Here is a 21,282-nt window from a genome sequence, read left to right on the forward strand (position 1 = left end):
TTCGCGCGCTCGGAGCGCGCGTCCATGTGAATGGGAAAGAGAAGTTCGGGCGCCGTCCGACGACGCCCGAAAGCTCACTTGGTCGCCTTGACGATGACCTTGCCGGTGACCGTCTCAGGCTCGCCCTGCACCTTCGCCGAGAGCGTGACCTGATAGCGGCCGGCCATCGGCAGGTCCGTCCTGAAGGCGTAGACGCCCGGCTCCTTGGAGGGCAGTGGCGCGACCGCCGATTCCATCTCGGCCATGCCGTCCGGAGCCATGTCGACGCGCGTCTTGAAGATGACGGCGTCGGGCACCGGCTTGCCGGTCTGCTTGTTGGTCAGGCGAACGGCGAGCGTGACGTCGTCGCCCTTCTTCATCTCGGGATTGACCGGCTCGAAAGCGTAATCGCCGGCACCCGCCAAGGCGACTGAAGCGGCGAGCGAAAGGGTGGCGGCAACAGCCGCGGTGCTGAACTTGGAAAGCATTGTCCTGTCCTCATGAATTGATCTCGACCGCGACGCATGAATGCGCACATCAGTCATCGCCGCGCGGGGCGTGCCCGCGCGCGTCTTGAGAGATCAGATTCGAGGAGGCCGGAAGGGAGGACTGCCGCCGCGCGAGTCGACGACCTGATCGGCAGGAATAGCGGTTTCCGCTGCCGCGACGGCAAGGAATTCGAACGCCAGGGGACGAATGTCTGCCAGTGCGACGGTGCCGCCGACACAGCAGAAGCCCATCCCGCATTGGTAGCCGGTGTCGGAGCCCGTTCCCTTCATGTCGGGACAACAATCGTGCACCGACATATCGTCGTCGCCGCCGACCTGCATGGCCGCCTTCATGTCACCCGACGACATCGCGACGCCGGAAGCGGACGCGCCAGCCGGCAGCATCGCCAGGGAGATGGCGATGGCGAATGCCAGGATGGTCCGAACGATCCGCATGAAACGTGCTTTTAACCTTTTGGATACCTTTTGGAACCGCAACGCAGCCTCAGTAGCATAGTCTGCGGCCGAATGCATTCTTTGATCAAAGTCAAGCATTCGTGACAGGCTCCGAGGCCTGTCAGGCCGACCGCCCGCATCCTGCCTCGCCTATCGCGACTTCGATACCAGCTCGTCGGACCGAGCCGTCCGCGACCATAGCAAGGCGAGCGGGCCGAGCGCGATCCCGGCCGCGAGCACGATGAAGGCCAGCAACCAGCCCTCTGCACTCTGGGGGCCGCCAGCGGCATCGAGAGCAACCCCGGTTCCCCAGGCTCCGATCGCCGATAGGCCGAACCCGACGGTCGAATGCAGGGCGAGAGTCGCCCCGCGATGCTCCGAGACAGCCGCGGCCGACATCCCGGCTGTCAATGCACCGGAATCCGCTGTCACTGTCAGGCCATAGATCATCAGCAGCAGCGCCAGCACCCATGCTGGAGCCGTCGCATTCAGGCCGATGACGAGGGCAACGCAAGCCGAGGCGATCATCACCACCGTGATCGCCCGATGTCGCCCGAATTTCAGTGCGGCCTCGTTGCCGAGGATGCTGGCCGGCATGGAGATCACTGCAAAGCAGAAGCTCATCAGGACCGGGCTCAGCCATGAGGGCGCACCCTGATGCGCGACGACGTAGGTCCAGAACCCGACCAGCCAGGTGCGAATGCCGTAGAGCTCGAAGCAGTGCGCGCCGTAGCCGAAGATGTAACCGAGCGCCTTGCGGTTGGCCAAGACGGGCGCAAAGTTCAAAAGGCGTCCTGATCTTGGAGCGGGACTGCGGCTCTCGATCAAGAGACACGCGACCACCATCGCGATGGGACCGATGCCGGTCACGTAGAACGCGGTCCGCCATCCCCAGCCGTCGGCGAGGACTTGGGCGATCAGGAACGACAGGCCGACGCCCACCGAGAAGCTCGACGTGTAGAGCGTGACCGCCCGCGAGGTGTCGCCGGCGGGCAGCCGGTCCGTCAGTGCCTTGAGCCCCGGCATGTAGGCACCGGCAAAACCAAGGCCGGCGAGCGACCAGATGATGGTCCCCGACCAGAAGCCTTGCGCGAAGATGCCAAACGCGACGGTCGCAAGTCCGCTGACGACAGAGCCGCCGAGGAGCACGAGCCGTGCGTCGATGCGATCGGTCAGTGTCGTCAGCACGGGCACCGCCAGCATGTAGCCAAACGCGTAGCCGCTCGCCATCATCCCGCCTTCGGCGGCGGACAATCCCCACACCGGCATCAGATGCTGGGCCAAATTCGCGGACAACGTCACGTGCGGCAGCAGATTGCCGAGCTGGCCGATACACATCACCGCAATCAGCGGCCAGCCGCGCAAGCTACGAATGTTCTCCTCCCATCGGACAGCGACTCATGTCGTCTGATCCCCACGAAGCAGCAGAAGCGCGAAGAATGCAGAGACCGAGGCCAGCGCGCCGATCCAGAGCGCGCTGCTGCCGAGATGCTCCACCATCAGTCCCAGCGCAAGCGGCGCGAAGGCGCCCGTTGCCCTCGAAGGCAGCGAAATCATCCCGACCCGTCTACCGAACCCGACCGGCCCAAACAGCGCCAACGGCAGCGTACCACGGGCAATGGTGATGATGCCGTTGCCCGCGCCATACAGCACCGTGAAGAGCGGTGCGAGCAAAGGGCCGCCCGCGACCAGCGCAAGCACCCCGATCGGATTCATGAGCATGGCGAGCCGCGCCGACAGCAGCGGATGAAACCGGCCAAGCCATCCTGCTTCCAGAAGGCGGGCGCCGACCTGCGCCGGTCCGACCAGTGCTCCCGCCAGCAACGCCTGTGCCGGCGTGGCGCCGAACGCAACCAGCATGGTTGGCAGGATGGCCGAGACTCCGGAGCTGACAAAACTTGCGGCCGCAAACATGTACGCCAGCAATATCATTGCGAAGGTTTCGCTCTGTCCGCCGGATTGCTGGCTTGCGCCCGTGCTCGGTCCAGCCTCCTGATGCAACGGAGCGGCACGGGGCAGCGCAAGGTTGAGCGGCAAGGCAAGGCTGATGTGGATCACCGCCCAAAGCTGGCAGGCCGCGCGCCAGCCGTACTCCGTGGCGAGCCAAGTCGTGAGCGGCCAGCCGAGCGTGCTGGCGAAACCGGCGATCAGGGTGATGCCGGTGATCGTTCGTCGCGCATTGGCGCCGTAAATGCGCGCAAGCGTCGCGAACGCGGCTTCATAGAGGCCCATGCCCATGCCGATGCCGAGCAGGATCCAGGCTGCGATCAGCACCGCTATGCCATAGGCCGCGGACAGCAGCAGCAAGCCAGCCGCGAAAACGAGGTTCGAGACGGCAAGCATGCTGCGCCCACCGAACGTATCGATGGCATGCCCAACCCTCGGACCAATCAGGCCGGAGATGACGAGCGCTCCCGATAGCGCGCCGAACACGTAAGTCGGCGCAAGACCGAGATCGCCCGCGATCGGCGCGGCCAGGATGGCAGGAAGATAGTAGCTCGACGCCCACGCGATGGTCTGCGCGGTGCCGAGGGCGATGACGACGGTGAGCGGGCCTGCAGTGCCTCGACTCATGAGCAGCCGCACCCCGCACCGCCCGCCTTCTTGACGGATTCATCGGCGGCACAGCAGGCCGAAGGTTCGGCCTTGGCCGGACCGCCGCAGCATCCCGCCGCGGCGGCGGACGCCACGCTGCCGCGGGTGCAGACGCCGGTCTCCGGCAGCACGAGCTCGACCCGTGCCGCGGCCTTCTTGTCGCCGGCGATGTCGGCGGCGATCGATCGGACCTGCTCGTATCCCGTCATCATCAGGAAGGTCGGCGCACGTCCGTAGGATTTCATGCCGGCGAGATAAAAGCCCGGCTCATCATGCGCCAGCTCGCGCGCGCCGTGAGGCCGCACCGTTCCGCAGCTATGCTCGTTGGGGTCGATGAGCGGCGCGAGCGCGAGGGGCGCCTCGATCGCCGGATCGAGCCGCAGCCGCAGCTCGGACAGAAACGAGAGATCGGGCCGGAAGCCGGTCGACACCACCAGCTCATCGGCAACGACACTCCGCGCAGCCGCGCCGGCGCCTGTCGAAATCCTGAGGCGGCCCTCGAGCTCCGAAATGCGAGTGACAGCGAAGCCGGTCTCGACCGCGATCTTTCCGGCAGTCACGAGCGCGGCGAAGGCTGCGCCCAGCTCGCCGCGCGCGGCAAGCTTGTCGTTGCGGCCGCCGCCAAAGGCCTTTGCCGGATCGTCGCCGCGCAGCAGCCAAACGGGCCTGGTGCCGGGCGCCTCCTCGGCGAGCCGCGCGAGATCGATCAGCGTGCCCAGCGCGGAATGGCCGGCACCGAGCACGGCTACGGTCTTGCCCGCATATCTGTCGCGAGCGGAGCCGCGCACGGCCGGCATGCCATAGGCGATGCGGCCGGCGCATTCGCGTTCGCCGAGCGCCGGCAGACCGTTGCTGCCGGCGGGATTGGGCGAGAACCACGTGCCGGAGACGTCGATGACGGTATCGGCGCGCAGCACTTCGTCGCCTTTGCCGTTCTGGTAGCGGATTTCGAACGGCGCCTGGTCCCGCCCCTTCGTCTTCGCCTTGTCGAAGCCGGCGCGGCTGATCGCCGTGACGCGGCTCGAGGTCCGGATCGTCTCGCGCAGCGGCGTTCGCGTTGCCAGCGGCGCGAGATAGCGCTCGATCAGTTCGCCGCCGGTCGGATAGGAGCTTGGATCCGGCGAATTCCATCCCGTCGGCGCAAGCAGGCGCGCCGCGGCCTTGTCGACGTTGTATTCCCACGGCGAGAAGAGCTGGACGTGCTGCCATTGCCGTACCGCATGCCCGGCCTCGGGTCCGGCTTCGAGCACGACAGGGGACATGCCGCGTTCGAGCACATGAGCGGCGGCCGCGAGGCCGACCGGCCCCGCCCCGATGATGGCTACCGTCTTGTCCATTCCGAACTCTCCATCCTTCTAGAATTATGGAATAACTGATCAAATGAGTCAGGCTGCGGTCTGCGCAGCCTTGCATCCCGCTTCTTCCGCACAGCACTCCGCGGCCAGGAAATCGACCAGCCCGCGCATGGCGTCGAAATTGGCGCGGCAGATCAGGGTGGTCGATTCCCTGATCTGACTGACTAATCCGACCGAGACCAGCGTCTTGATGTGGTGCGACAACGTCGAGGCCGGGATCTTCAGCTTGTCCTGCAAGCGGCCGACCGGCATGCCCGCGTGCCCGGCCCGGACCAGCGCGCGATAAATCTGCAGGCGGGTCCGATTCCCCAAGGCTTCCAGGCGTGCTGCTGCGTCGTCGATCTTCATGCGCGACATGATGCGCCCGTGCGCATCAATCGTCAAACCATATTTCTAGAATATTGGAAATTACCGCTCACTCCATGGACCGGAGGTTTCCAGATTGACTTGCCCCCTATAATTCCATAAATCTGGATATATGGAAACAGAGCAAGCCGTCCTGGCGCTCGCCGCGCTGTCTCAACCGACCCGTCTGGAGGCGTTCCGGACGCTGGTCAGGCACGAGCCTGAGGGTCTTGCGGCCGGCGATCTCGCCCGCCTGTTGGAAGTCCCGCAAAACACGCTGTCGGCGCATCTGTCGATTCTGAGCCGCGCCCGCCTCGTGTCCTCCGAGCGGCACAGTCGCTCGATCGTCTACCGCGCCAATCTCGACGAATTCCGCGACGTCGCGCTCTTCCTGCTGCGCGATTGCTGCGGCGGACGGCCGGAGGTTTGCGAGCCCGTCGTCGAGACCTTGCAATCGTGCTGCTCGCCAAAACGAAAGGAGCGAAGCCGTGTCTGATCACAGGTTTAACGTCTTGTTCCTATGCACCGGCAACTCGGCGCGATCGATCTTGGCTGAGTCGATCCTGCGCAAGGACGGCGGCGGCCGCTTTCAGTCCTTCTCCGCCGGCAGCGCCCCGAAAGGCGCAGTTCATCCGCTGGCGTTGCGCACGCTGGAACAGACGGGCTATCCCACCGACGGAATGCGCTCGAAAAGCTGGCTGGAGTTTGCCGCTCCGGATGCACCGGTGATGGATTTCGTCTTCACCGTCTGCGACAACGCAGCGGGCGAGTCCTGTCCGATCTGGCCGGGCCAGCCGATGACGGCACATTGGGGCATCGAGGATCCTGCCGCGGCAGAGGGTTCAGAACTGGAGAAACAGGCGGCATTCGTCACCGCGTTTCGCTATCTGAGAAACCGCATCGCTACATTCGTGAACCTCCCGCTGAGGAGCATCGACAAGCTTTCGCTCGGCATCAAGCTGCGCGAAATCGGCCGCTCCGAAGGTGCAACCGGTTTGGCGCCGAAGGCCGGCTGATGGACAGTTTCGATCTCCCGCGGCGCCTCGCGGCTGAAGCGCTCGGCACGGGTATTCTCGTCGCCACCGTGGTCGGCTCCGGCATCATGGCGGAAACGCTGACCAAGGACGTCGCCCTTGCGCTGCTCTGCAACACCTTGCCGACCGGGGCCATCCTGGTTGTCCTGATCACGGTGCTCGGTCCGATCTCCGGCGCACATTTCAATCCCGCAGTGACGCTCGTCTTCACAGGCAAGCGCGAGCTGCCGGTCAACGAGGCCGCGCTTTACGTGATCGCGCAGATCGCTGGCGGCATCGCGGGAACGCTGGCGGCGCATCTGATGTTCGGCCTGCCGCTGCTCGACCTCTCGACGAAGGTCCGAACCGGAGGGCCGCAATGGTTCGCCGAAGCGGTCGCTGCGTTCGGGCTGGTCGCGACGATCCTGGCCGGCATCCGGTTTCAGCGGACGGCCATCCCCTGGCTGGTCGGCCTTTACATCACGGCCGCCTATTGGTTCACGGCTTCCACGTCGTTTGCCAACCCTGCGGTGGCCATCGCAAGGTCGCTGACGAACACGTTCGCCGGCATTCGCCCCGCTGACCTGCCCGGATTCATCCTCGCGGAACTCTGCGGCGCCTTCGCGGGCATGCTGCTGATGAACTGGTTGCTCGGCCGCTCACGCGCGTCCGCCTCGGTCGCAATCACGGAGACAGTTCGATGACCGTCACGATCTATCACAATCCCGCCTGTGGCACCTCGCGCAACACGCTGGCGATGATCCGGCAGAGCGGCGTCGAGCCTGATGTCATCGAATATCTGAAGACTCCACCCTCGCGGGACAAGCTCAAGGAACTGATCGCGAGCATGGGCATTCCGGTCCGCGCGCTGCTGCGCGAGAAGGGAACGCCTTACAAGGAGCTCGGCCTGGACGACCCCAAATGGAGCGATGAGCAGCTCCTCGATGTCATGATCGCCCACCCTATCCTCATCAACCGGCCGATCGTGGTGACGCCAAAGGGCACGCGCTTGTGCCGGCCGTCGGAAGCCGTGGTCGATCTCCTGGACAATCCGGTTGGCCGGTTCGTGAAAGAGGACGGCGAGGTGGTGGAAGCGCGCTAGGCCTGAAGGCGCGCCGTGAGACAGATGCAGTCGAGCTAGCCCAGCAAGCCCTTCAATCCCGCATAGATCGAGCCGACGCCGGTCGCGGCAACGCCGGCGAGCGGCCCCGCGGTCTGCATGAGGTCCTGTATCAAGCGGGCACGACGGCGCAGCTGTTCCTCGCCGACATGCTGCCCGAGCAGCCGCGCCACCCTGAATGCGAAAGCGTTCGGCTTGCCTCCCTGCGTCAGCACACGCGGCAGGATCTGGAAGATCACGACGCTGAGAATGTTGCCGGAGACGAAGGCGAGCAGGATGCTCGCGCCATATTCGAACACTTCACGCCATTCGATCCAGATCGTCGGAAGGATCGGAACATGGTCATGGATCCCCGTAACCGTCAGCATTGACAGGACGCTGACGGCCGCTGCCAGGAACGCCAGCAGGAACGCCGTCAGGGCGGATACCCGGTGCAACGGATAAGCCACGAAGCCGAACAGCAGCGGTATGGCGATCGATGCAATCCGGAGCGGGATCGGGGACACGTTGAAGGTGATGGTCACGAGCACGTGCGCGATCACCAGCAGCAGGGCTGGAATGACCACATAGAGCACCGCATGCGTTCCGTAATAGCGCAGCGGATTGTTGTAGCGCTCGAGACGGACGTTGACGCGATCGAGATCCCGCCTGAGCTTGTGCAGCTCGGCAACGATCTCGTCGATCTCGAGGAGCGTCGGTCGCACGACGCGCAAGTCGCGCGAACAATGCTTGCACGCGATGGCTTCGTCCTTGATCGTCTCGGCGCAGAACGGACATTCCATCGCTAGCGCGACTTCCCTCGCCTCATAATGGCTTCGATCTCGCCTCTGGCCCGCTTCAGTTCATCGCGCAGATCCTCGCGCTTGCGCAAGAGATCGTCGCGCTCGGCAAGCAACGTGGCGGGAACGGCGATGTCGCGCCCGCACGAGGCGCAGACCAGCGCACCCTCGGCACCTTCGGACCGACAGTAGGGGCACGTCACTTGCGAGTTCACCTGCGAGCTCACTTGGGCGCAACCTTCAGGGTGAAGACGGTCGTGCCCGGCCGGCCATCGCTGTCCTTGATGTCGACACGCATCGTGTACTCGCCCGGCGGCAACTCCGCATCTTGCATGTTGATGCCATCTGGCTGCACGAAGGGCTTGACCCGAGGCGTCAGGTCGACGTTCGGCGTTCGGAGGAAGATCACCTTGACCGATTCCGGATCGATCTTGGCCCCGCCATAGGACTGGAATTTCAACACCAGCCGCAGAGGAGAATTCGCGGGAGCGCCCGGCGAGACGAACTCGATTTTCGGGCCGCGCATGATGCCGCGCTGATCGACGGCGACCGCGCCTTTGGGAGGCGGCAGCTTGGCCTCCTCTTCCGTGATCAATGGCGCGGCGAGCGAGGATCCCGCGGCCAACAGACCCGCAACCACCAGAGCCAGTAGAGCATTCCGCTTCATTTTCCTTGCCCCCTTTCCCATTCGTCAACGAAAGCCGCCATCGCCGATGATCGTGTAAGGCGCCCAGAACAGCGGATGCGCATAGGCAAACTCGGTCTTGCCCTCGCTGTTGAGATAGCCGGGACCATCGACAAGAGCCATCGTCGCCTGGCGCAGCGCTTCGCTGCGCGACAGCTTGGGATCGTCGGCCTGCCGCTTGAACAGGTCCGTCACCAATTGCCGCGCCGACTGGGAGTGCACCGACCAGTTCGTCACCAGCAGGGCGCGCGTGCCGGCGTAGAAGAACGCGCGGCCCAACCCGGAGGCCGCCTCGGCCCCTGCGCCTGCGCCGGCGCCGGTATTGCAGGCCGACAGGACGACCCAGTCCGCATCGAGCTTGAGACCGAGAATCTCTTCCATCGTCAGCAGTCCGTCGCCGCCCTCGCCCGTCACCACCGGCGACGACAGAGCGAGCGCCGGCTGCGTCAGCCCGTTGAGTTCGCCCGGGACTAGACCGTGGGTCGCAAAGGCCAGGATCCTGAAGCCGGAGAGATTCATCGTCTTCACCGCGCTCTCGGTCGCGCTCTTGCCGAGGAACAGCACCTTCGAGGGATCCGCCTGCAAGGCCAGCGCGATCGACTTCAACTCGTCCGCGGTGTCGGGCAAACGGGGCAACAGACCGAGTTCGGCGCTATCGACGCCGTCGAGCTTGGGACTGTTGCGCCGCTTCAGCGGCCCGCCGCGCGTGATGTTGCCGCCGGCATCGGCCAGCTGAATCTTCTCACCCGTGCCTTCCGCCTCGGCGTGCTGATCGCTGTTGAAATAGGGATCGCCGAACGCTACGAGGTCGCCGCGGCCGGGCTTGCCGGGCGGCAACTGCCGCAGCGTGCGCAGCGCCGCCGCCGACGGCACCGTCGACACGGCATGGGTTCGCGCCAGCCACGGCACGTTGCGATAACCGACGAAGAGCGGGTCTTCGTCGGCGGCCACCTCCGCCGGTGCCGTCGGCAACAAGGCGAGCGGCAGCAGGCCCAGCGCACCGTTGGTGACAACGATCAGGTTCTTGGCCGGCTTCCAGCCGCTCTCGACCGGCTTGAGCAGCAGCTCGTACAACTCATGGCCGAGCTTGAGATCGAACGGTGGAATGTCCGAGATCATCGCCGCCTGCGGCTCGAGCGCCTCGCGCAGCTTGCGGATCTTGCTCTCGATGTCGCCGATCCTGGCCTGGACGGCGGCGAATGCCACCGGCCCCGACTTCGGCACGGCCCAGACGAAGCTGCCGTTCTGGCCGAAATAGAACGACAGCATGGCCTCGCCGTCGGTCAGCGTCGCGCGGATCTCGGCGACGCTCGGCGGCCTGGGCGAGACGAGATCGGCATAGATCGGGAATTTCTGCTTGATCTCCTGGCGCGCCTTGTCGCGCTGGCCGCGCAACGCCGCGATCGAGGCCTGTATCTGCTGCACGCCTTTCTCGTCGCGTTCCGCTGCGGGAAGCGCGAGCACGTTGTTAAGCGTACCGAGCTGGGCGTTGACCTGCTTGCTCAGATCCTGCTCCTTGCGCACGAGCTCGGCGAGCGCGGGATCCTTTGCCGCCGCACGCGCACTCGAGGCAGCCAGCGCCTGCTGCACCGAGCGGCCGCGGACGGCATCGGCCAGGCTGAATGTCTCTTCGCCGACATTGGTGCCGCCTCCTTCCACCCTGCCGAGCAGCAGCAGATAGCTCTCGACGATGGTCTGCAGCCGCTGGCTGCGCGCGGCCACCACGGTCGTGTTCTCGTCGTCGGCGTTATCGTTGGCGCTCGCCATCATCACCGGAATGGCGGCCTTGAACTCCCTGATCGCGTCGGCATCGCGGCGGGCGCGCATCAATCCGACCGCCAGCGTGCCGCGTGCCGAGGCGGCGTCGAAATGATTCTCCCCCACCCGCGCGATCTGCCTCTTCACGAGCTGCTCCGCGGCGGCAATGCCGGCGTCCAGCTGCCCGGAATCATAGAGGGACAGGATGCGAGAGGGATTGAGCTCGAACACCTGGCGGCGCTGCGGGTCCCAGCCGGCGACGGCCTTTTCTATCCTCGCAAACATTTCGCCCGCTTCGGCGTTCTGGCGGCGAAGCGTCAGGATGCCCGCAAGCTGCGACAGCAACTGCACCGTCGCCTGCGAATCCTCGGGCACACCCACCGTCTTGTTGATGTCGAGGGCGACACGGCCGAGCTTCTCGGCCTCTTCGTAGCGGCCCTGGTCGACCAAAATGCCCGCCATCCCCATGACGAAGCGCGGCGTGACCGGATTGTACTTGCCGGTATCCTTCAGGCGCGACAGCAGCGCGCGGCGCGCATCCACCTCGGCCTCGGCCAGCTTGCCCTGCTTCGCCTTCATGCGCGCCTGGCTCAACACGGTGCCATCGATCGCCTGCAGCAGAAGGGTCTCGGCCGGCGCACTGTCCGACGCCATGATGGCCTTCGTGCTTGCGCGCTTGCGCAGCTCGGCGGTGCGATAGGCGGCCTCGGCATCGGCGAACTGTCCGCGTGCCTCGAAGATCGCGGCGCGAGTGAGCTCCAGCTCGCCTTCCCAGCTCTGGCCGAACTTCGCATAGGCCGCACGCCAATTGGGATGGCCGCTGGTGCGGGCCTCCTGGATCGCGGTCTGGGTGCGGCGGAGATAGGCTTCGGCCTGTGCGAGGTCGCCCATCTGGATGAGAACGACCGCGATCCCGCGGTTTGTCACGAACTGAAATCCCTTGGCGCCCGGCATGCTGGCCGATTCGCGCAAAAGTCTCTGCATGATCTCGAGCGCGCGCTTCGGATCGCCCGCGAGCGAGTGTTGCAGGGACTGGAGCTGCAACATGCGCCCCAGCAAATTCGGGCCGACTGCGCCGCGCCCGACCTCCACGGCCTTGTCGGCGTCAGCCATCGCTTCGGCGAGCCGGCCGAGCTGCGCGCGTGCATTGGCGCGATCGAAATAGAGCTGCGCGAGGTCCTGGCGGGACTCCTTGCCCGTGGGCACGGCGTCGGCCTCCGACTTCAATTCCGCGATCATCTTCTCGTTGGGCTTGTCGCCGTCGAGGATCGCCGTGATGTCGGAGATGCTGCGCGGCGGGGCGACGAAATCCTTCGGCAGTGCCGTGCCTGCCTCGAGCTTGGGCGCCGTTTCCTTGGGAAGCTCGACGGCGACATTGGCGCGGCCATTGGCGGCATTGAGCGCCGCCATGACACAGGCCCTGACCTGCGGCGTTGCTTTTGCCCGGCAGGCTTCGAGATTTGCGCCTCCGGCAGGTCCGCCGCCGGCGCGCATGCAGGCCTGCACGATCGGCTTGCCGACTTTCATCCGGCAATTCTCGAGCGCTGCTTCCTTGGTCAGCGCGGCTGCGGAGCCAGTCGATCCGAGCAGAATGGCAACTGCCAACAGGCGGCGCGAGGAAATGTCCAGACGGCTCTTGCGCGGATGCGCGGCGTTTAAGCTCATCTCGAAGGACCTTTGGATAAAATGAATTCGAAGAAACGATGCGATCCTATCCGGCCGGCGCGGAAGGACAAGGGCCATCAATGCGGTTCCCGGAGAACCTCAACCAGGTGGGCGGCGGCAGGCGGCGCACTCCGGTGGAACCGGTCAGGCGGCCCGGGGAATCGGGCCGATCGGCCGCGGGGCGGCCGCGCTCAAAGGGCTGAGGACCCGTGCTTAGCCCTTCGAGACCACCGCGCGACCATAGGGCGGGTGCCCCTGGACCGGCGGATTGGCGGTCTGGGCGGCGAGCTCGCCGATCAGGCGATCGGCATCGGCGGCCATGCCGTCGGGGGCCTGGATCACCAGGCGCTCCAGCGCCCAGCGATAGGACGAGATGCGCTGTTCCAGGCATTGCTGCACCCACTGGATGATCAGCGAGTTCTCCTGCATGCGCGCGACCGCGTCGTCCCTCTCCCTCGGCGACAGCGCGGAGACACGCGCCATGCTGGCATCGCGCTTCCTGTCGAGATCGATGACGCGGATCGCGGATGCGAAGAACGGCTCGAAGCGGGTGATGTCGTTGCGCACGTCCTCGATCAGCTGCGCATAGCGCGAGGAATGCGAGCGGTGCGGCTCGTCGATCAGCGTGCGCCCGTACATGGTGCGGTCGAACACGACCTTCTGCCGCCACGGCGAGGGCAGCGCCTTGTAGTCGCCGAACACGCTCTTCCATGCGGGGCGCGACAGCGGCGGCTCGATCATGGGATAGGCGAGATCGCGAAGCTGGCGCTCTTCGTCGGTGAGCTGGAATTGCGATGGTCTCAGGCCGACGCTGGAGGTGACCTCCGCACCGAGCCAGCGATGCATGTCGTCGCTGCGCATGCTCTCGCGGGTGCGGCCGAAGTCGCCGCCGCTACACGCCGCGAGCAACGCGCCTAGCAGCGTGAGCAGGACGGCCGATAGGACAGGCCGGATCTGGTGGATGACGTCCGGCATTGCATGAAGCCGGATGTCAGCGGCGGCGACGACGGCGCCCCGGCGCTGTGCCCTGCTCCGGTCCGCGATCGCCGCTGGTTTCGTCCGCCTCGCGCTCGATTCGAATCACGGGAAGGATCAGAACCGTTCCCATGTCCGCGCGCGGAGCGACATCCCCGGACGAGCCCACCCGGCGACCGGCCGGAAATTCGATGATGGTCCCCATGTCAGCTCTCTTCAATTGCCGCGCGACCGAACGCGCCCCAGCAACATGCATTCATTAAGATCAGCTCATGGTTAACGGGGTGTAAACGGGCCGCTTCAACCGTAGCCGCACGGACCGCGCCGCGCCGTCCCGTTGCGGCACGACAACGCCTCAAATTGCAGGGCCGGCTTCACGCCTCGTTTTCCTTAACGAGGCTTTAAACGAAGCTGCGCTAAGCTCGCCCCCAAGTATCTTTCCCGAGTTGCGTACGCCTCCATGACCAAGTCGCTGTTTCCCGGATTCGACGGGCTGATGACCCTGTCCCGTCGCGAAGGTGTCGATGTCCGTCCGACGCTGCTGCGCGTGCTGACCGACCTCTATGTCCAGACGAGCACCCACAGCGACGACGAGCAGCGGCAATTCGTCGAGCTCGCCACGCGGCTGATCGACCAGGTCGACGATGCGACGCGCGCGGCCGTCAAGGCCCGCCTCGCGGTCTATCCGCAGACGCCCGTCCCCATCCTGCAGAAGCTCGGCCTGGTCGCCACCCAGGAAGGCCGCAGGGTTCCACTGGCCCGGGAGATCCCCGCCCCGCCGCGCGCGTCTGCTCCGGCGCGCGTGCCGACCGAGGCCGAGCAACGCATGGCCGCCAACTTGGCGATGCAGCCGAAAGAGGCGGCCGAGATCCACGACATGTTCTTCCGCGCCGGCGCCTCCGAGCGCGCGCTGATCCTGCACAATCTGGCGCAGACCCCGCTGAAAGCCGCCCCCCGTATTCCGACCGTGCGCGCCAAGCGCGCGATCCAGATCCTGGAGATGGCGGCGATCGCGGGCGATATCGAAAGCTTCACCTTCGAGCTCGGCGACAGCCTGATCCTGCCCTCGCGCGTCGCAGCCCAGATCGTCGACGATGCCGGCGGCGAGGCGCTTGCCGTTGCCGCACGCGCGCTCGACATGCCGAGCCCGGTGTTCCAGCGCATTCTCTTGTTCTTCAAGCCGGAGATCGGAACGTCCGTGAACGCCGTGTACCGCCTGTCGCGGCTCTATGACCGTCTCGCCGAGCGATCGGCGCTGGTGATGCTGGCGGCCTGGCGCGGCTCGACGCTCGCGGTCACCCGCGCGAAGTATCAGTCCTCGCTGCATGACGGGGAGCGCCAGCGCGCACGCGCCGGCGCGAGCCAGACGCGGCCGGGCGTGCAGCCCGGCTCGAGCCCGGCGGTGCGGACGGGGACTAATCCGTCGGATCGCTGATTTGCTTACGCCGCCTCAGCGAGCGGCAGCGGTGAGGCACGCAACGAACTCCAACCCCGTCATTGCGAGCAATGACGGTTGAGGCTACGCCTTGGCCAATTCCAGAAAATGCCGGCCCGCGCGATCCTCGGTCTCGACGATCCAGGCATCCGGATCGAAGCGGATTTCCTTGATCAGCCGCTCCTCGATCGTGTGATCCGGCAGAGGCTGCGGCGCGACAGGGACGAAGAAGCGATCGACCGGCCGGCCATCGTCATAGACGGTCTGCGGCGCCGGCGCATACAGCATCGCATGGCCGTCGAGCAGCGACACCTTCACGAACACCGCGCCCGCCTCCTCGGCACCGCGACGCCGCACGGCGCCGAACACGCCCTCGGTCTGGCACCGGCGCAAGTAAGCCGCCACCCAAATATTGGATTTCAAACGCATGAATTCGACGATAGGCCAGTGCGAGGCCTCACGCCAGCTTTACGTCTCACGCCTTGCGCGTGCCGTCCTGACCACCGCGAATCTGCGTTGCGATGAAGTATGACAGCGGCATAGCGAGTGCAAATCCTACCGCCACGGCATAGGGGATGTTCCTGATGGCGTCGGCGGCAAAACTCGGGACCATCAGCACCACGATGAGGCTGATGCCCGCCAGCGTCGTGCCGAGCATGATCCAGACGAGAATCGAGACCTTGAACATGACGACCTCTCTTCCTTGATGAGATGAGCCATCTTGTTCCTGCGGCCGCCGGCCGTCATTGATCCCACTCAAATCGCAATCGTATCGGATCCGGTCCATCGTGCCGGCGCCGGCAATTGACCTGCGTCAACGACACTCGACGTGCGGCTATTCGACCGGGCGGCCGATCGCAGCGGCGAGCTCGCGCAGCAGCCGGTCCGAGACCTGGCCGGTGACCTGCATCTTGTGCTCGCGCTCGAACTTCTGGATCGCGGCCTGGGTCTCGCCGCTCATGGTGCCCGTGATTTTCAGATTGCCGTAGCCGTATTCGGACAGCGCGCGCTGCACGCCGGCGATGCGGCGTGCGGCCGGGCTTTGCGCCGGGATCGGCGCCGGCGGACGCAGGGCCGCGGGCGGCGTCGAGGTGGTCGCCTTGACCAGATTGGTCATCGGATCATTCGAGCGCGTCGAGGCGGTCGCCTCGACCGGCTTTTCGGCAGCACGCTCGGCGGGCTTGGGCTCGGCAGGCTTAGGCTCGACACGGAACTCGGTCGCGCGCGGCTCGAGCGGCGAGGTATCGGCGCCGACGGGGCGCGGACGCGGCATGGGATTCGACAGCGGCACGGACGACGGCGCGGGAAGATTGATCACCGTGCCGAACATCGGCGCGGGATGCCGGCCGGTCTGGAGGAACAGCGCATTGGCAACGATCGCGGCGATCGCGGCGACGGCGACGAGGCCGGCCAGCGTGTCCTTGGGGCTGTGCAGCAGCACGCGCATCACGAGGTTGCGCTCGGTCTCGACGTCGACAACCGCAGCTTTGGCACCACGGCGGCGCGGAGCGGCTTCGTCCTTGGCAGACTTCTTAGGCACTTTTCTTCACCAGAGCGGGTTGGTCCTGAGACTGGTCGTGAGCTTGGTCTTGAAGATCCTGACCTTGAAGTTCTTGGCGCAGCACAGGCGTCAGCGTCGCAATCTTGCGCTCGGCCGGCTTGGCTTGCGGCGGCGTGTAGACGAGCGGCAGCTTGACGGTGACCGCCGTGCCCTCGCCCAACCTGCTTTGTACCGTCAATTCGCCGAGATGCAACGCCACGAGACTCTTCACGATCGAAAGTCCAAGGCCGGTGCCCTCGTGCCGGCGCTGATAGGTCGTGCCGGCCTGGAAGAACGGCGCGCCGATGCGCTTGAGATCGTCGGGCGCGATGCCGACGCCGGTGTCGCTGATGCGCAGCGTCAGCTGCGAGCCGGACACCGCGGCCGATACGCAGACCTGACCGCCGCGCTCTGTGAACTTGATGGCGTTGGCGACGAGGTTGAGCACGATCTGCTTGAAGGCCCTGGGATCGCCGGTCATGACGGGCAGGTCCTGCGGCGCGTCGGTGATCAGGTCGATGCCGTTCTCCCGCGCCTTCAGCGCCAGCAGATTGCAGCAATGCAATAGCGAAGCGCGCGGCGCGAACGGCTCGGACGCGATCTCGAAATTGCCCGATTCCATCTTCGACATGTCCAGGATGCCGTTGACGACCGACAGCAGGTGCTGGCCGGAATCGTTGATCAGCTGGGCGTATTCCTTGCGCTGCGCAGCACCCAGCATCAAGGCCTGCTCCTGCGCGATCATCTCGGAGAAGCCGATGATGGCGTTGAGCGGCGTGCGCAGCTCGTGGCTCATGGTGGCAAGGAAGCGCGTCTTGGCGGCATCGGCCGCCTCGGCGGCGCTGCGCGCCTGGTCTAGCGCCTGCTCGAAAAGCTTGCGGTCGGTGACGTCGCGCATCACCGCGACGACTTCGGCTTCGCACGTGACGTCACGCGCGCTGTCCTGATCGAGCGGACGGCAGCGCATCTCGACCCAGATGAAATCGACCTGGCCGCGCTCGGCGGCGGGCTCGCGCCGCAGCCTGAACTCGACGCTGCGCACCTCGCCGCGCGCCGCGTCGGACAGTGCCGTGAGATAGGCCGGCCGATCGGCGACATGGACACGGTCGAACAGGCCGTGGCCGAGCAGTTGCGCCACCTGCGCTCCGAGCATGGCCTCCACCGCCGGCGAGATGAATTGCACCGCACCGTTGCGCTGATGCCGCGAGATGACATCGCTCATGTTGCGCGCCAGCAGGCGGTAACGCTCCTCCTCGCGCGACAACAGCGCGACGCTGGTGCGCGCGAGCGATTCCGCGCCGAAGGCGAGGCCGGCGGCATAAAGAGTGGCAGACGTGACCCCGAAAGCCATCAGCACGCCGCGCTCGGCGGCACTCGGCTCAACCACCGGCAGCCAGCCGAGCTGGCTGACCAGGATCAGCATTCCGGCGCAGGACAGCGCGAGCAGCGAGGCGAACGCCGCGACGCGGCGCGAGGCCGACAGCGCAGCTTCGAGCGGAACCACGATCAGCCAGACCGCGGCGAAGGATTCGATGCCGCCCGTCGTGATCGCGACGGCCATGATCAGCCCGGCGAGCGCCAGCGACGACAGCACATGCGCGCCCTCGTAACGGCCGGTGCGCGACAGGAACCAGGACAACATGATCGGCGCGATCAGCCAGGCAAAGGCCGCGACCTCGATCGCGCTCGGCGCGCCGCGCATGGCGAGATAGACCGGGAATGCGGCGAAGGCGGCGAGGCTGCCGAGCAGCCGCGGTGCCATGAAGGCGCGATGGCGCGCGCGCATCAACGCATCGTAGCGCGCGGAGGGATGCAGCAGTGCATCGAGACAATCGCGGATGATACTCAAAACTGTCACGGGTCTCGCGCTTCGGCTCAATCGTCTCTTGGAAGACGCGCCGGAACGCCTCCTTGTCGTTGAGCCACCGTGTCAGAGCGACCTTAAACGAGTGCTAAGGCGGCACAGCGTGTGGCCGGACACCGCGTTATCGCGGAGCTTTTTAGACGATTTGGCGACGTCTTCGCTGCGAATGGTGAACGCAGGGTTTCACCGCGCTCCGCATGGTTTCGAATTGGTGGAGGCGGGGTGGCCGGCAGAAACACGGGCGGTGGCGTCAATCGAAAATTTACCGGAACGTCGCTCCGGAAGAATTTTGCGTCAATTTTCCGCGAATTAAGCTCAAGGCAATCACTTGCGATTTATCGAGGATTGCTAGGTCCGACATCCGCGGGAGATCGCCGCGGGCGGAGTCTAACGGACAGGTCGATAAGATGCGCTTTCTGCTCCGCATCACATTCTGGCTCGGGCTGGTGCTGGTGCTCCTGCCGCGGGACAAGACGCCCGAATCGGACAAGCTGCCGCAGATCGGCGCCGCCGATGCGGTGCAGGCCGCGACCGCGGCCGTTTCCGACGTGACCCAGTTCTGCAAGCGCCAGCCGGCGGCCTGCGAGGTCGGCGGCCAGGCCGCGACCATCATCGGCCAGCGCGCCCAGGACGGCGCGAAGAAGCTCTATCAGATCATCAACGACAAGAAAGAGCAGATCACCAACGACAAGAACGACGGCGGCAGGAACGACGGCAGCAAGACCGACAGCAAGAAGGCGCCCGACCATACCGGCTCGATCGCGCTGGCCGGCGAAGGCGATTTTGCAGCGAGCGAGGCGCCGCGCGATACCCTGACCCAGGACGACCTTGCGCTCGAATGGCGCGGACCAGGGCCGGCGAATTAGCGTCCAAGCCCTATCGATTTCAGGGCTTCGCGTCTCTATATTGGCGGTAGGCGGGAACTGCGGGCCGATATGACGACGATTGACGAAATCAGGGACAATTTCGAGCTTCTGGACGAGTGGGACGACCGCTACCGGTACGTCATCGAGCTCGGCCGCACTCTGGAACCGCTGCCGGAGGCGGAACACTCGGCCGAGAACAAGGTGCAGGGCTGCGTCAGCCAGGTCTGGCTGCAGAAGACGGTCGATCGCAGCAATGGCGAGCCGGTCCTGAAATATCGCGGCGACAGTGACGCCCATATCGTGCGCGGGCTGGTCGCGATCGTGCTCGCGCTGTATTCGGGCCGCACGCCGCGGGAGATCCTCAATACCGACGCGATCGCCGTGTTCAACGAGTTCGGCTTTCGCGATCATCTGACGCCGCAGCGCTCCAATGGCCTGCGCTCGATGGTCGAGCGCATCAAGACCGATGCGAGAGAGGCGCTCGCGGAAGCGTCGTAAGATGCTCTCGTAGGGTGGGCCAAGCGGAGCGTGCCCACCTCCCGTGTATAATGAAAACTCGTGGGCACGGCGCTTTGCGCCTTTGCCCACCCTACAAGACCCCGACTACTTCCGCTTCCGCTGCTGCTGCCCGAGGCCCATCTGCTTGGCCAGTTGCGAGCGCGCCACCGCATAGTTCGGGGCGACCATGGGATAGTCGGCCGGCAAGCCCCACTTCTCGCGGTACTGCTCCGGCGTCATGTTGTACTGCGTGCGCAGATGGCGCTTCAGCGACTTGAAGCGCTTGCCGTCTTCGAGGCACACGAGATAATCGGGCGCGATCGACTTCTTGAGCGAGACGGCGGGCTTGGCCGGCTCCAGCGGCGCGGTCTCGGTGCGGCCTGACGAAACCCGCACCAAGGCGCCATGCACCTGACTGATCAGGTTCGGAATCTCGGCCGCCGGCGTCGGATTGTTGCTCAGATAGGCCGACACGATGCTCGCGGTCAGCTCGATGAAATTCTTCGCCCCCGCATCCGACATGCGCCCTCCCTTGTCCGCTTGTGGCTTACAGGATTGACGACACCGAAGTATTCCCTGTCAAGAATACATTCGGCTGAAACACGATGACTGACGGCGAGGCACTGATTACTGGTGAAAAGCGCCCGTCTACTTGAGCGCGCGGCCGCTTCAACCGCGCTGGTCGAGATGGGCACGGAGCTCGTCGATCGAGGCAAAGCGCATCATGCCCTCCGGCATCTGCGCCTCGATGGAGCCATCGGAATAGAGCGAATAGGCCATGCCATCGACGACGCCGGACTTGAGCACCGTCACCGGCGGGGGCTCCACGGGCGGCGGCAGCTCGGGCGCCGGCGCAGGAGCGGTCTCCGCGAAGGTCGACGGCGAGCGCGGCGGCGGCGGCGGACGGCGTTGGTCGGCCGGCGGCTCCGGCGGGCGCGCACGGTCCGGCTTCGGCCAAGCAACGTCGAAGCTCGCAGGGGGCGAAAGGTTCGGGGCCTCGCTGGGCTCCTTAGACGGAGGGGCAGTTTCAGTGGATTTTGCTTCCGCGCGCTCGCGCTCCTTGCGCGAGGTCGAGGCGAACAGCAGGTTGCGCCGGCGCGACGCTTCCGGAGCGGGAGGCGGTGTCGGGGCTTCCGGCTCCTGCTGCGGTGCCTCGGCACGCGGCCGCTCGCGCGCTGCAGCTTCGCTCTGCCACGGCGGCGGACTTGCGGGCGGTGGCGGCGGCGCCGGCTCGGCTCTCACCGCCGCAGCGGGCACCGGGCCGGGCGCAACTACCCCAGGCACAGCGAGGCCCGGCAGCGCGGGCCTGACCCGAACCTCCGATGGCGCGACCGCACCGGCCAGCCGGCGTGCGATGCCCCTGAGCTCGAGCAGCACCAGATGCAGGCCGACCAGTAACATTCCGGAGCAGACGCCAATGGTGCCGGAGACTATGAGAGTCCCACCGAGGCTGAATTCCCTGATCGTCATGCCGAAAATCACCGCGAGGAGACCCGCCAGCACGGCGCAAATCCCCACGATCAGCAATGCCAAATTCATCGAACTCACCCCCGGCCGCGCATCACGCGCGAGAACCGCTACGCCACGATACCGTCATACGCTGTTCCACGCCAACGGCCAATTCTGGGCAGTGTTCCTAAAGGGAAGGAAATCAGGGACTTATTCACATTCCCTTCAGCCGGGGCTCGCTACTGCTAAAGCTGCTCGCAAAGTCATCTGAATGGGTGCCAACCGGAATTGCTGCGTCGCATCAGGAATTTAGCCATAATGCCCAATTACTTGGTAATGGAACTGCGCTATAGGGAGTCCGGGGTTGAGGCCCGCGCGCGCCAGCAGGGCCAAAAGGGGATTCCGGGGCACCGATAG

Annotated in this window: 25 protein-coding genes; 7 read left to right on the forward strand and 18 right to left on the reverse strand. The window is 65.6% G+C overall.

Translation table 11 applies throughout. From position 1 onward, the window contains the following. Nucleotides 1-74: 74 nt before the first annotated feature. From I6F33_RS21075 to I6F33_RS21100, 6 genes are all read right to left on the reverse strand, one after another. Entirely contained in the window at nt 75-467 is a 393-nt protein-coding gene (locus I6F33_RS21075) for a FixH family protein (protein WP_036023200.1), read from the reverse strand. 93 nt (nt 468-560) lie between these two features. Beyond that, entirely contained in the window at nt 561-1,022 is a 462-nt protein-coding gene (locus I6F33_RS21080; RefSeq protein ID WP_346657210.1) for a hypothetical protein, read from the reverse strand. A gap of 51 nt (nt 1,023-1,073) precedes the next feature. Next, the gene (locus tag I6F33_RS21085; protein WP_225144069.1) at nt 1,074-2,261 is read right to left on the reverse strand and encodes an MFS transporter; all 1,188 of its coding nucleotides are present in this window, start codon (nt 2,259-2,261) and stop codon (nt 1,074-1,076) included. A gap of 60 nt (nt 2,262-2,321) precedes the next feature. Beyond that, nucleotides 2,322-3,509 (reverse strand): MFS transporter, encoded by a 1,188-nt coding sequence (locus I6F33_RS21090; RefSeq protein WP_225144044.1) that lies wholly within the window; start codon nt 3,507-3,509, stop codon nt 2,322-2,324. Next, a complete protein-coding gene (locus I6F33_RS21095; RefSeq protein ID WP_225144045.1) occupies nt 3,494-4,855 on the reverse strand; it encodes an NAD(P)-binding domain-containing protein in 1,362 nt (453 codons plus the stop codon). The genes I6F33_RS21090 and I6F33_RS21095 overlap by 16 nt, the downstream gene beginning before the upstream one ends. A gap of 48 nt (nt 4,856-4,903) precedes the next feature. Continuing rightward, nucleotides 4,904-5,221: a helix-turn-helix transcriptional regulator gene (locus tag I6F33_RS21100; RefSeq protein ID WP_036005951.1), complete on the reverse strand. Its 318-nt coding sequence runs from the start codon at nt 5,219-5,221 to the stop codon at nt 4,904-4,906. 130 nt (nt 5,222-5,351) lie between these two features. Here I6F33_RS21100 and I6F33_RS21105 point away from each other — a divergent pair, with 130 nt between their 5' ends. Genes I6F33_RS21105 through arsC form a run of 4 tightly spaced genes read left to right on the forward strand, consistent with a single transcriptional unit; the run spans nt 5,352 to nt 7,333 of the window. Continuing rightward, the gene (locus I6F33_RS21105; protein ID WP_225144046.1) at nt 5,352-5,714 is read left to right on the forward strand and encodes a helix-turn-helix transcriptional regulator; all 363 of its coding nucleotides are present in this window, start codon (nt 5,352-5,354) and stop codon (nt 5,712-5,714) included. After that, on the forward strand, nt 5,707-6,234 hold the full coding sequence (locus I6F33_RS21110; RefSeq protein ID WP_225144047.1) for an arsenate reductase ArsC: 528 nt from the start codon (nt 5,707-5,709) through the stop codon (nt 6,232-6,234). Before I6F33_RS21105 ends, I6F33_RS21110 begins: the two co-directional genes overlap by 8 nt. Beyond that, on the forward strand, nt 6,234-6,935 hold the full coding sequence (locus I6F33_RS21115) for an MIP/aquaporin family protein (RefSeq protein ID WP_036005890.1): 702 nt from the start codon (nt 6,234-6,236) through the stop codon (nt 6,933-6,935). The genes I6F33_RS21110 and I6F33_RS21115 overlap by 1 nt, the downstream gene beginning before the upstream one ends. Continuing rightward, nucleotides 6,932-7,333, forward strand: coding sequence for an arsenate reductase (glutaredoxin) (gene arsC, locus I6F33_RS21120; protein WP_036005892.1), 402 nt, complete (start codon nt 6,932-6,934; stop codon nt 7,331-7,333). Before I6F33_RS21115 ends, arsC begins: the two co-directional genes overlap by 4 nt. 35 nt (nt 7,334-7,368) lie before the next feature. On the opposite strand, the gene I6F33_RS21125 is transcribed toward arsC, so the two are convergent. The 6 genes from I6F33_RS21125 to I6F33_RS21150 form a co-directional block, all read right to left on the reverse strand. Next, a complete protein-coding gene (locus I6F33_RS21125; RefSeq protein ID WP_225144048.1) occupies nt 7,369-8,133 on the reverse strand; it encodes a hypothetical protein in 765 nt (254 codons plus the stop codon). Between the two features lie 2 nt (nt 8,134-8,135). Beyond that, on the reverse strand, nt 8,136-8,345 hold the full coding sequence (locus I6F33_RS21130) for a hypothetical protein (protein ID WP_157282439.1): 210 nt from the start codon (nt 8,343-8,345) through the stop codon (nt 8,136-8,138). Between the two features lie 8 nt (nt 8,346-8,353). After that, nucleotides 8,354-8,797: a hypothetical protein gene (locus I6F33_RS21135; protein ID WP_225111717.1), complete on the reverse strand. Its 444-nt coding sequence runs from the start codon at nt 8,795-8,797 to the stop codon at nt 8,354-8,356. A gap of 24 nt (nt 8,798-8,821) precedes the next feature. Continuing rightward, entirely contained in the window at nt 8,822-12,238 is a 3,417-nt protein-coding gene (locus tag I6F33_RS21140) for a CHAT domain-containing protein (protein ID WP_225144049.1), read from the reverse strand. A 213-nt stretch (nt 12,239-12,451) separates the two neighbouring features. Then, nucleotides 12,452-13,213: a hypothetical protein gene (locus I6F33_RS21145; RefSeq protein WP_225144050.1), complete on the reverse strand. Its 762-nt coding sequence runs from the start codon at nt 13,211-13,213 to the stop codon at nt 12,452-12,454. A 16-nt stretch (nt 13,214-13,229) separates the two neighbouring features. After that, nucleotides 13,230-13,418 (reverse strand): hypothetical protein, encoded by a 189-nt coding sequence (locus I6F33_RS21150; RefSeq protein ID WP_036005903.1) that lies wholly within the window; start codon nt 13,416-13,418, stop codon nt 13,230-13,232. Nucleotides 13,419-13,673: 255 nt separating this feature from the next. Here I6F33_RS21150 and I6F33_RS21155 point away from each other — a divergent pair, with 255 nt between their 5' ends. Next, a complete protein-coding gene (locus I6F33_RS21155; RefSeq protein WP_036005905.1) occupies nt 13,674-14,648 on the forward strand; it encodes a DUF2336 domain-containing protein in 975 nt (324 codons plus the stop codon). Between the two features lie 84 nt (nt 14,649-14,732). On the opposite strand, the gene I6F33_RS21160 is transcribed toward I6F33_RS21155, so the two are convergent. The 4 genes from I6F33_RS21160 to I6F33_RS21175 all read right to left on the reverse strand — a co-directional run bounded on the left by I6F33_RS21160 (nt 14,733) and on the right by I6F33_RS21175 (nt 18,046). Beyond that, nucleotides 14,733-15,077, reverse strand: coding sequence for a DUF1491 family protein (locus I6F33_RS21160; protein WP_225144051.1), 345 nt, complete (start codon nt 15,075-15,077; stop codon nt 14,733-14,735). 46 nt (nt 15,078-15,123) lie between these two features. After that, nucleotides 15,124-15,336 carry a hypothetical protein gene (locus I6F33_RS21165; RefSeq protein WP_024339804.1) on the reverse strand — a complete coding sequence of 71 codons (213 nt, stop codon included), beginning with the start codon at nt 15,334-15,336 and terminating at the stop codon, nt 15,124-15,126. Nucleotides 15,337-15,483: 147 nt separating this feature from the next. Then, the gene (locus I6F33_RS21170) at nt 15,484-16,188 is read right to left on the reverse strand and encodes a peptidoglycan-binding domain-containing protein (RefSeq protein ID WP_036005910.1); all 705 of its coding nucleotides are present in this window, start codon (nt 16,186-16,188) and stop codon (nt 15,484-15,486) included. Then, entirely contained in the window at nt 16,181-18,046 is a 1,866-nt protein-coding gene (locus I6F33_RS21175) for a HAMP domain-containing sensor histidine kinase (RefSeq protein WP_057027184.1), read from the reverse strand. The genes I6F33_RS21170 and I6F33_RS21175 overlap by 8 nt, the downstream gene beginning before the upstream one ends. 413 nt (nt 18,047-18,459) lie before the next feature. Between I6F33_RS21175 and I6F33_RS21180 the strand changes: the two genes are divergently transcribed. Continuing rightward, nucleotides 18,460-18,918, forward strand: a complete 459-nt coding sequence (locus tag I6F33_RS21180; protein WP_036023185.1) for a DUF5330 domain-containing protein — start codon at nt 18,460-18,462, stop codon at nt 18,916-18,918. Nucleotides 18,919-18,987: 69 nt separating this feature from the next. Continuing rightward, a complete protein-coding gene (locus tag I6F33_RS21185) occupies nt 18,988-19,416 on the forward strand; it encodes a SufE family protein (protein WP_225144052.1) in 429 nt (142 codons plus the stop codon). A 105-nt stretch (nt 19,417-19,521) separates the two neighbouring features. On the opposite strand, the gene I6F33_RS21190 is transcribed toward I6F33_RS21185, so the two are convergent. Both I6F33_RS21190 and I6F33_RS21195 read right to left on the reverse strand, forming a co-directional pair. Beyond that, a complete protein-coding gene (locus I6F33_RS21190; protein ID WP_036005917.1) occupies nt 19,522-19,938 on the reverse strand; it encodes a MucR family transcriptional regulator in 417 nt (138 codons plus the stop codon). Between the two features lie 147 nt (nt 19,939-20,085). Next, a complete protein-coding gene (locus tag I6F33_RS21195; RefSeq protein ID WP_225144053.1) occupies nt 20,086-20,955 on the reverse strand; it encodes a DUF308 domain-containing protein in 870 nt (289 codons plus the stop codon). Between the last annotated feature and the right edge of the window lie 327 nt (nt 20,956-21,282).

Source organism: Bradyrhizobium sp. BRP20 (assembly GCF_020194215.1).
In the GTDB taxonomy this organism is placed as follows: Bacteria; Pseudomonadota; Alphaproteobacteria; order Rhizobiales; family Xanthobacteraceae; genus Bradyrhizobium; species Bradyrhizobium yuanmingense.

What these genes read in the sequence shown, in the direction of transcription:
- I6F33_RS21075 (WP_036023200.1), bottom strand. Translation starts at nt 467, where the DNA reads ATGCTTTCCAAGTTCAGCACCGCGGCTGTTGCCGCCACCCTTTCGCTC.
- I6F33_RS21080 (WP_346657210.1), bottom strand. Translation starts at nt 1,022, where the DNA reads ATGCTTGACTTTGATCAAAGAATGCATTCGGCCGCAGACTATGCTACT.
- I6F33_RS21085 (WP_225144069.1), bottom strand. Translation starts at nt 2,261, where the DNA reads ATGTGTATCGGCCAGCTCGGCAATCTGCTGCCGCACGTGACGTTGTCC.
- I6F33_RS21095 (WP_225144045.1), bottom strand. Translation starts at nt 4,855, where the DNA reads ATGGACAAGACGGTAGCCATCATCGGGGCGGGGCCGGTCGGCCTCGCG.
- I6F33_RS21100 (WP_036005951.1), bottom strand. Translation starts at nt 5,221, where the DNA reads ATGAAGATCGACGACGCAGCAGCACGCCTGGAAGCCTTGGGGAATCGG.
- I6F33_RS21105 (WP_225144046.1), top strand. Translation starts at nt 5,352, where the DNA reads ATGGAAACAGAGCAAGCCGTCCTGGCGCTCGCCGCGCTGTCTCAACCG.
- I6F33_RS21115 (WP_036005890.1), top strand. Translation starts at nt 6,234, where the DNA reads ATGGACAGTTTCGATCTCCCGCGGCGCCTCGCGGCTGAAGCGCTCGGC.
- arsC (WP_036005892.1), top strand. Translation starts at nt 6,932, where the DNA reads ATGACCGTCACGATCTATCACAATCCCGCCTGTGGCACCTCGCGCAAC.
- I6F33_RS21125 (WP_225144048.1), bottom strand. Translation starts at nt 8,133, where the DNA reads ATGGAATGTCCGTTCTGCGCCGAGACGATCAAGGACGAAGCCATCGCG.
- I6F33_RS21135 (WP_225111717.1), bottom strand. Translation starts at nt 8,797, where the DNA reads ATGAAGCGGAATGCTCTACTGGCTCTGGTGGTTGCGGGTCTGTTGGCC.
- I6F33_RS21140 (WP_225144049.1), bottom strand. Translation starts at nt 12,238, where the DNA reads ATGAGCTTAAACGCCGCGCATCCGCGCAAGAGCCGTCTGGACATTTCC.
- I6F33_RS21145 (WP_225144050.1), bottom strand. Translation starts at nt 13,213, where the DNA reads ATGCCGGACGTCATCCACCAGATCCGGCCTGTCCTATCGGCCGTCCTG.
- I6F33_RS21150 (WP_036005903.1), bottom strand. Translation starts at nt 13,418, where the DNA reads ATGGGGACCATCATCGAATTTCCGGCCGGTCGCCGGGTGGGCTCGTCC.
- I6F33_RS21155 (WP_036005905.1), top strand. Translation starts at nt 13,674, where the DNA reads ATGACCAAGTCGCTGTTTCCCGGATTCGACGGGCTGATGACCCTGTCC.
- I6F33_RS21160 (WP_225144051.1), bottom strand. Translation starts at nt 15,077, where the DNA reads ATGCGTTTGAAATCCAATATTTGGGTGGCGGCTTACTTGCGCCGGTGC.
- I6F33_RS21165 (WP_024339804.1), bottom strand. Translation starts at nt 15,336, where the DNA reads ATGTTCAAGGTCTCGATTCTCGTCTGGATCATGCTCGGCACGACGCTG.
- I6F33_RS21180 (WP_036023185.1), top strand. Translation starts at nt 18,460, where the DNA reads ATGCGCTTTCTGCTCCGCATCACATTCTGGCTCGGGCTGGTGCTGGTG.
- I6F33_RS21185 (WP_225144052.1), top strand. Translation starts at nt 18,988, where the DNA reads ATGACGACGATTGACGAAATCAGGGACAATTTCGAGCTTCTGGACGAG.
- I6F33_RS21190 (WP_036005917.1), bottom strand. Translation starts at nt 19,938, where the DNA reads ATGTCGGATGCGGGGGCGAAGAATTTCATCGAGCTGACCGCGAGCATC.
- I6F33_RS21195 (WP_225144053.1), bottom strand. Translation starts at nt 20,955, where the DNA reads ATGAATTTGGCATTGCTGATCGTGGGGATTTGCGCCGTGCTGGCGGGT.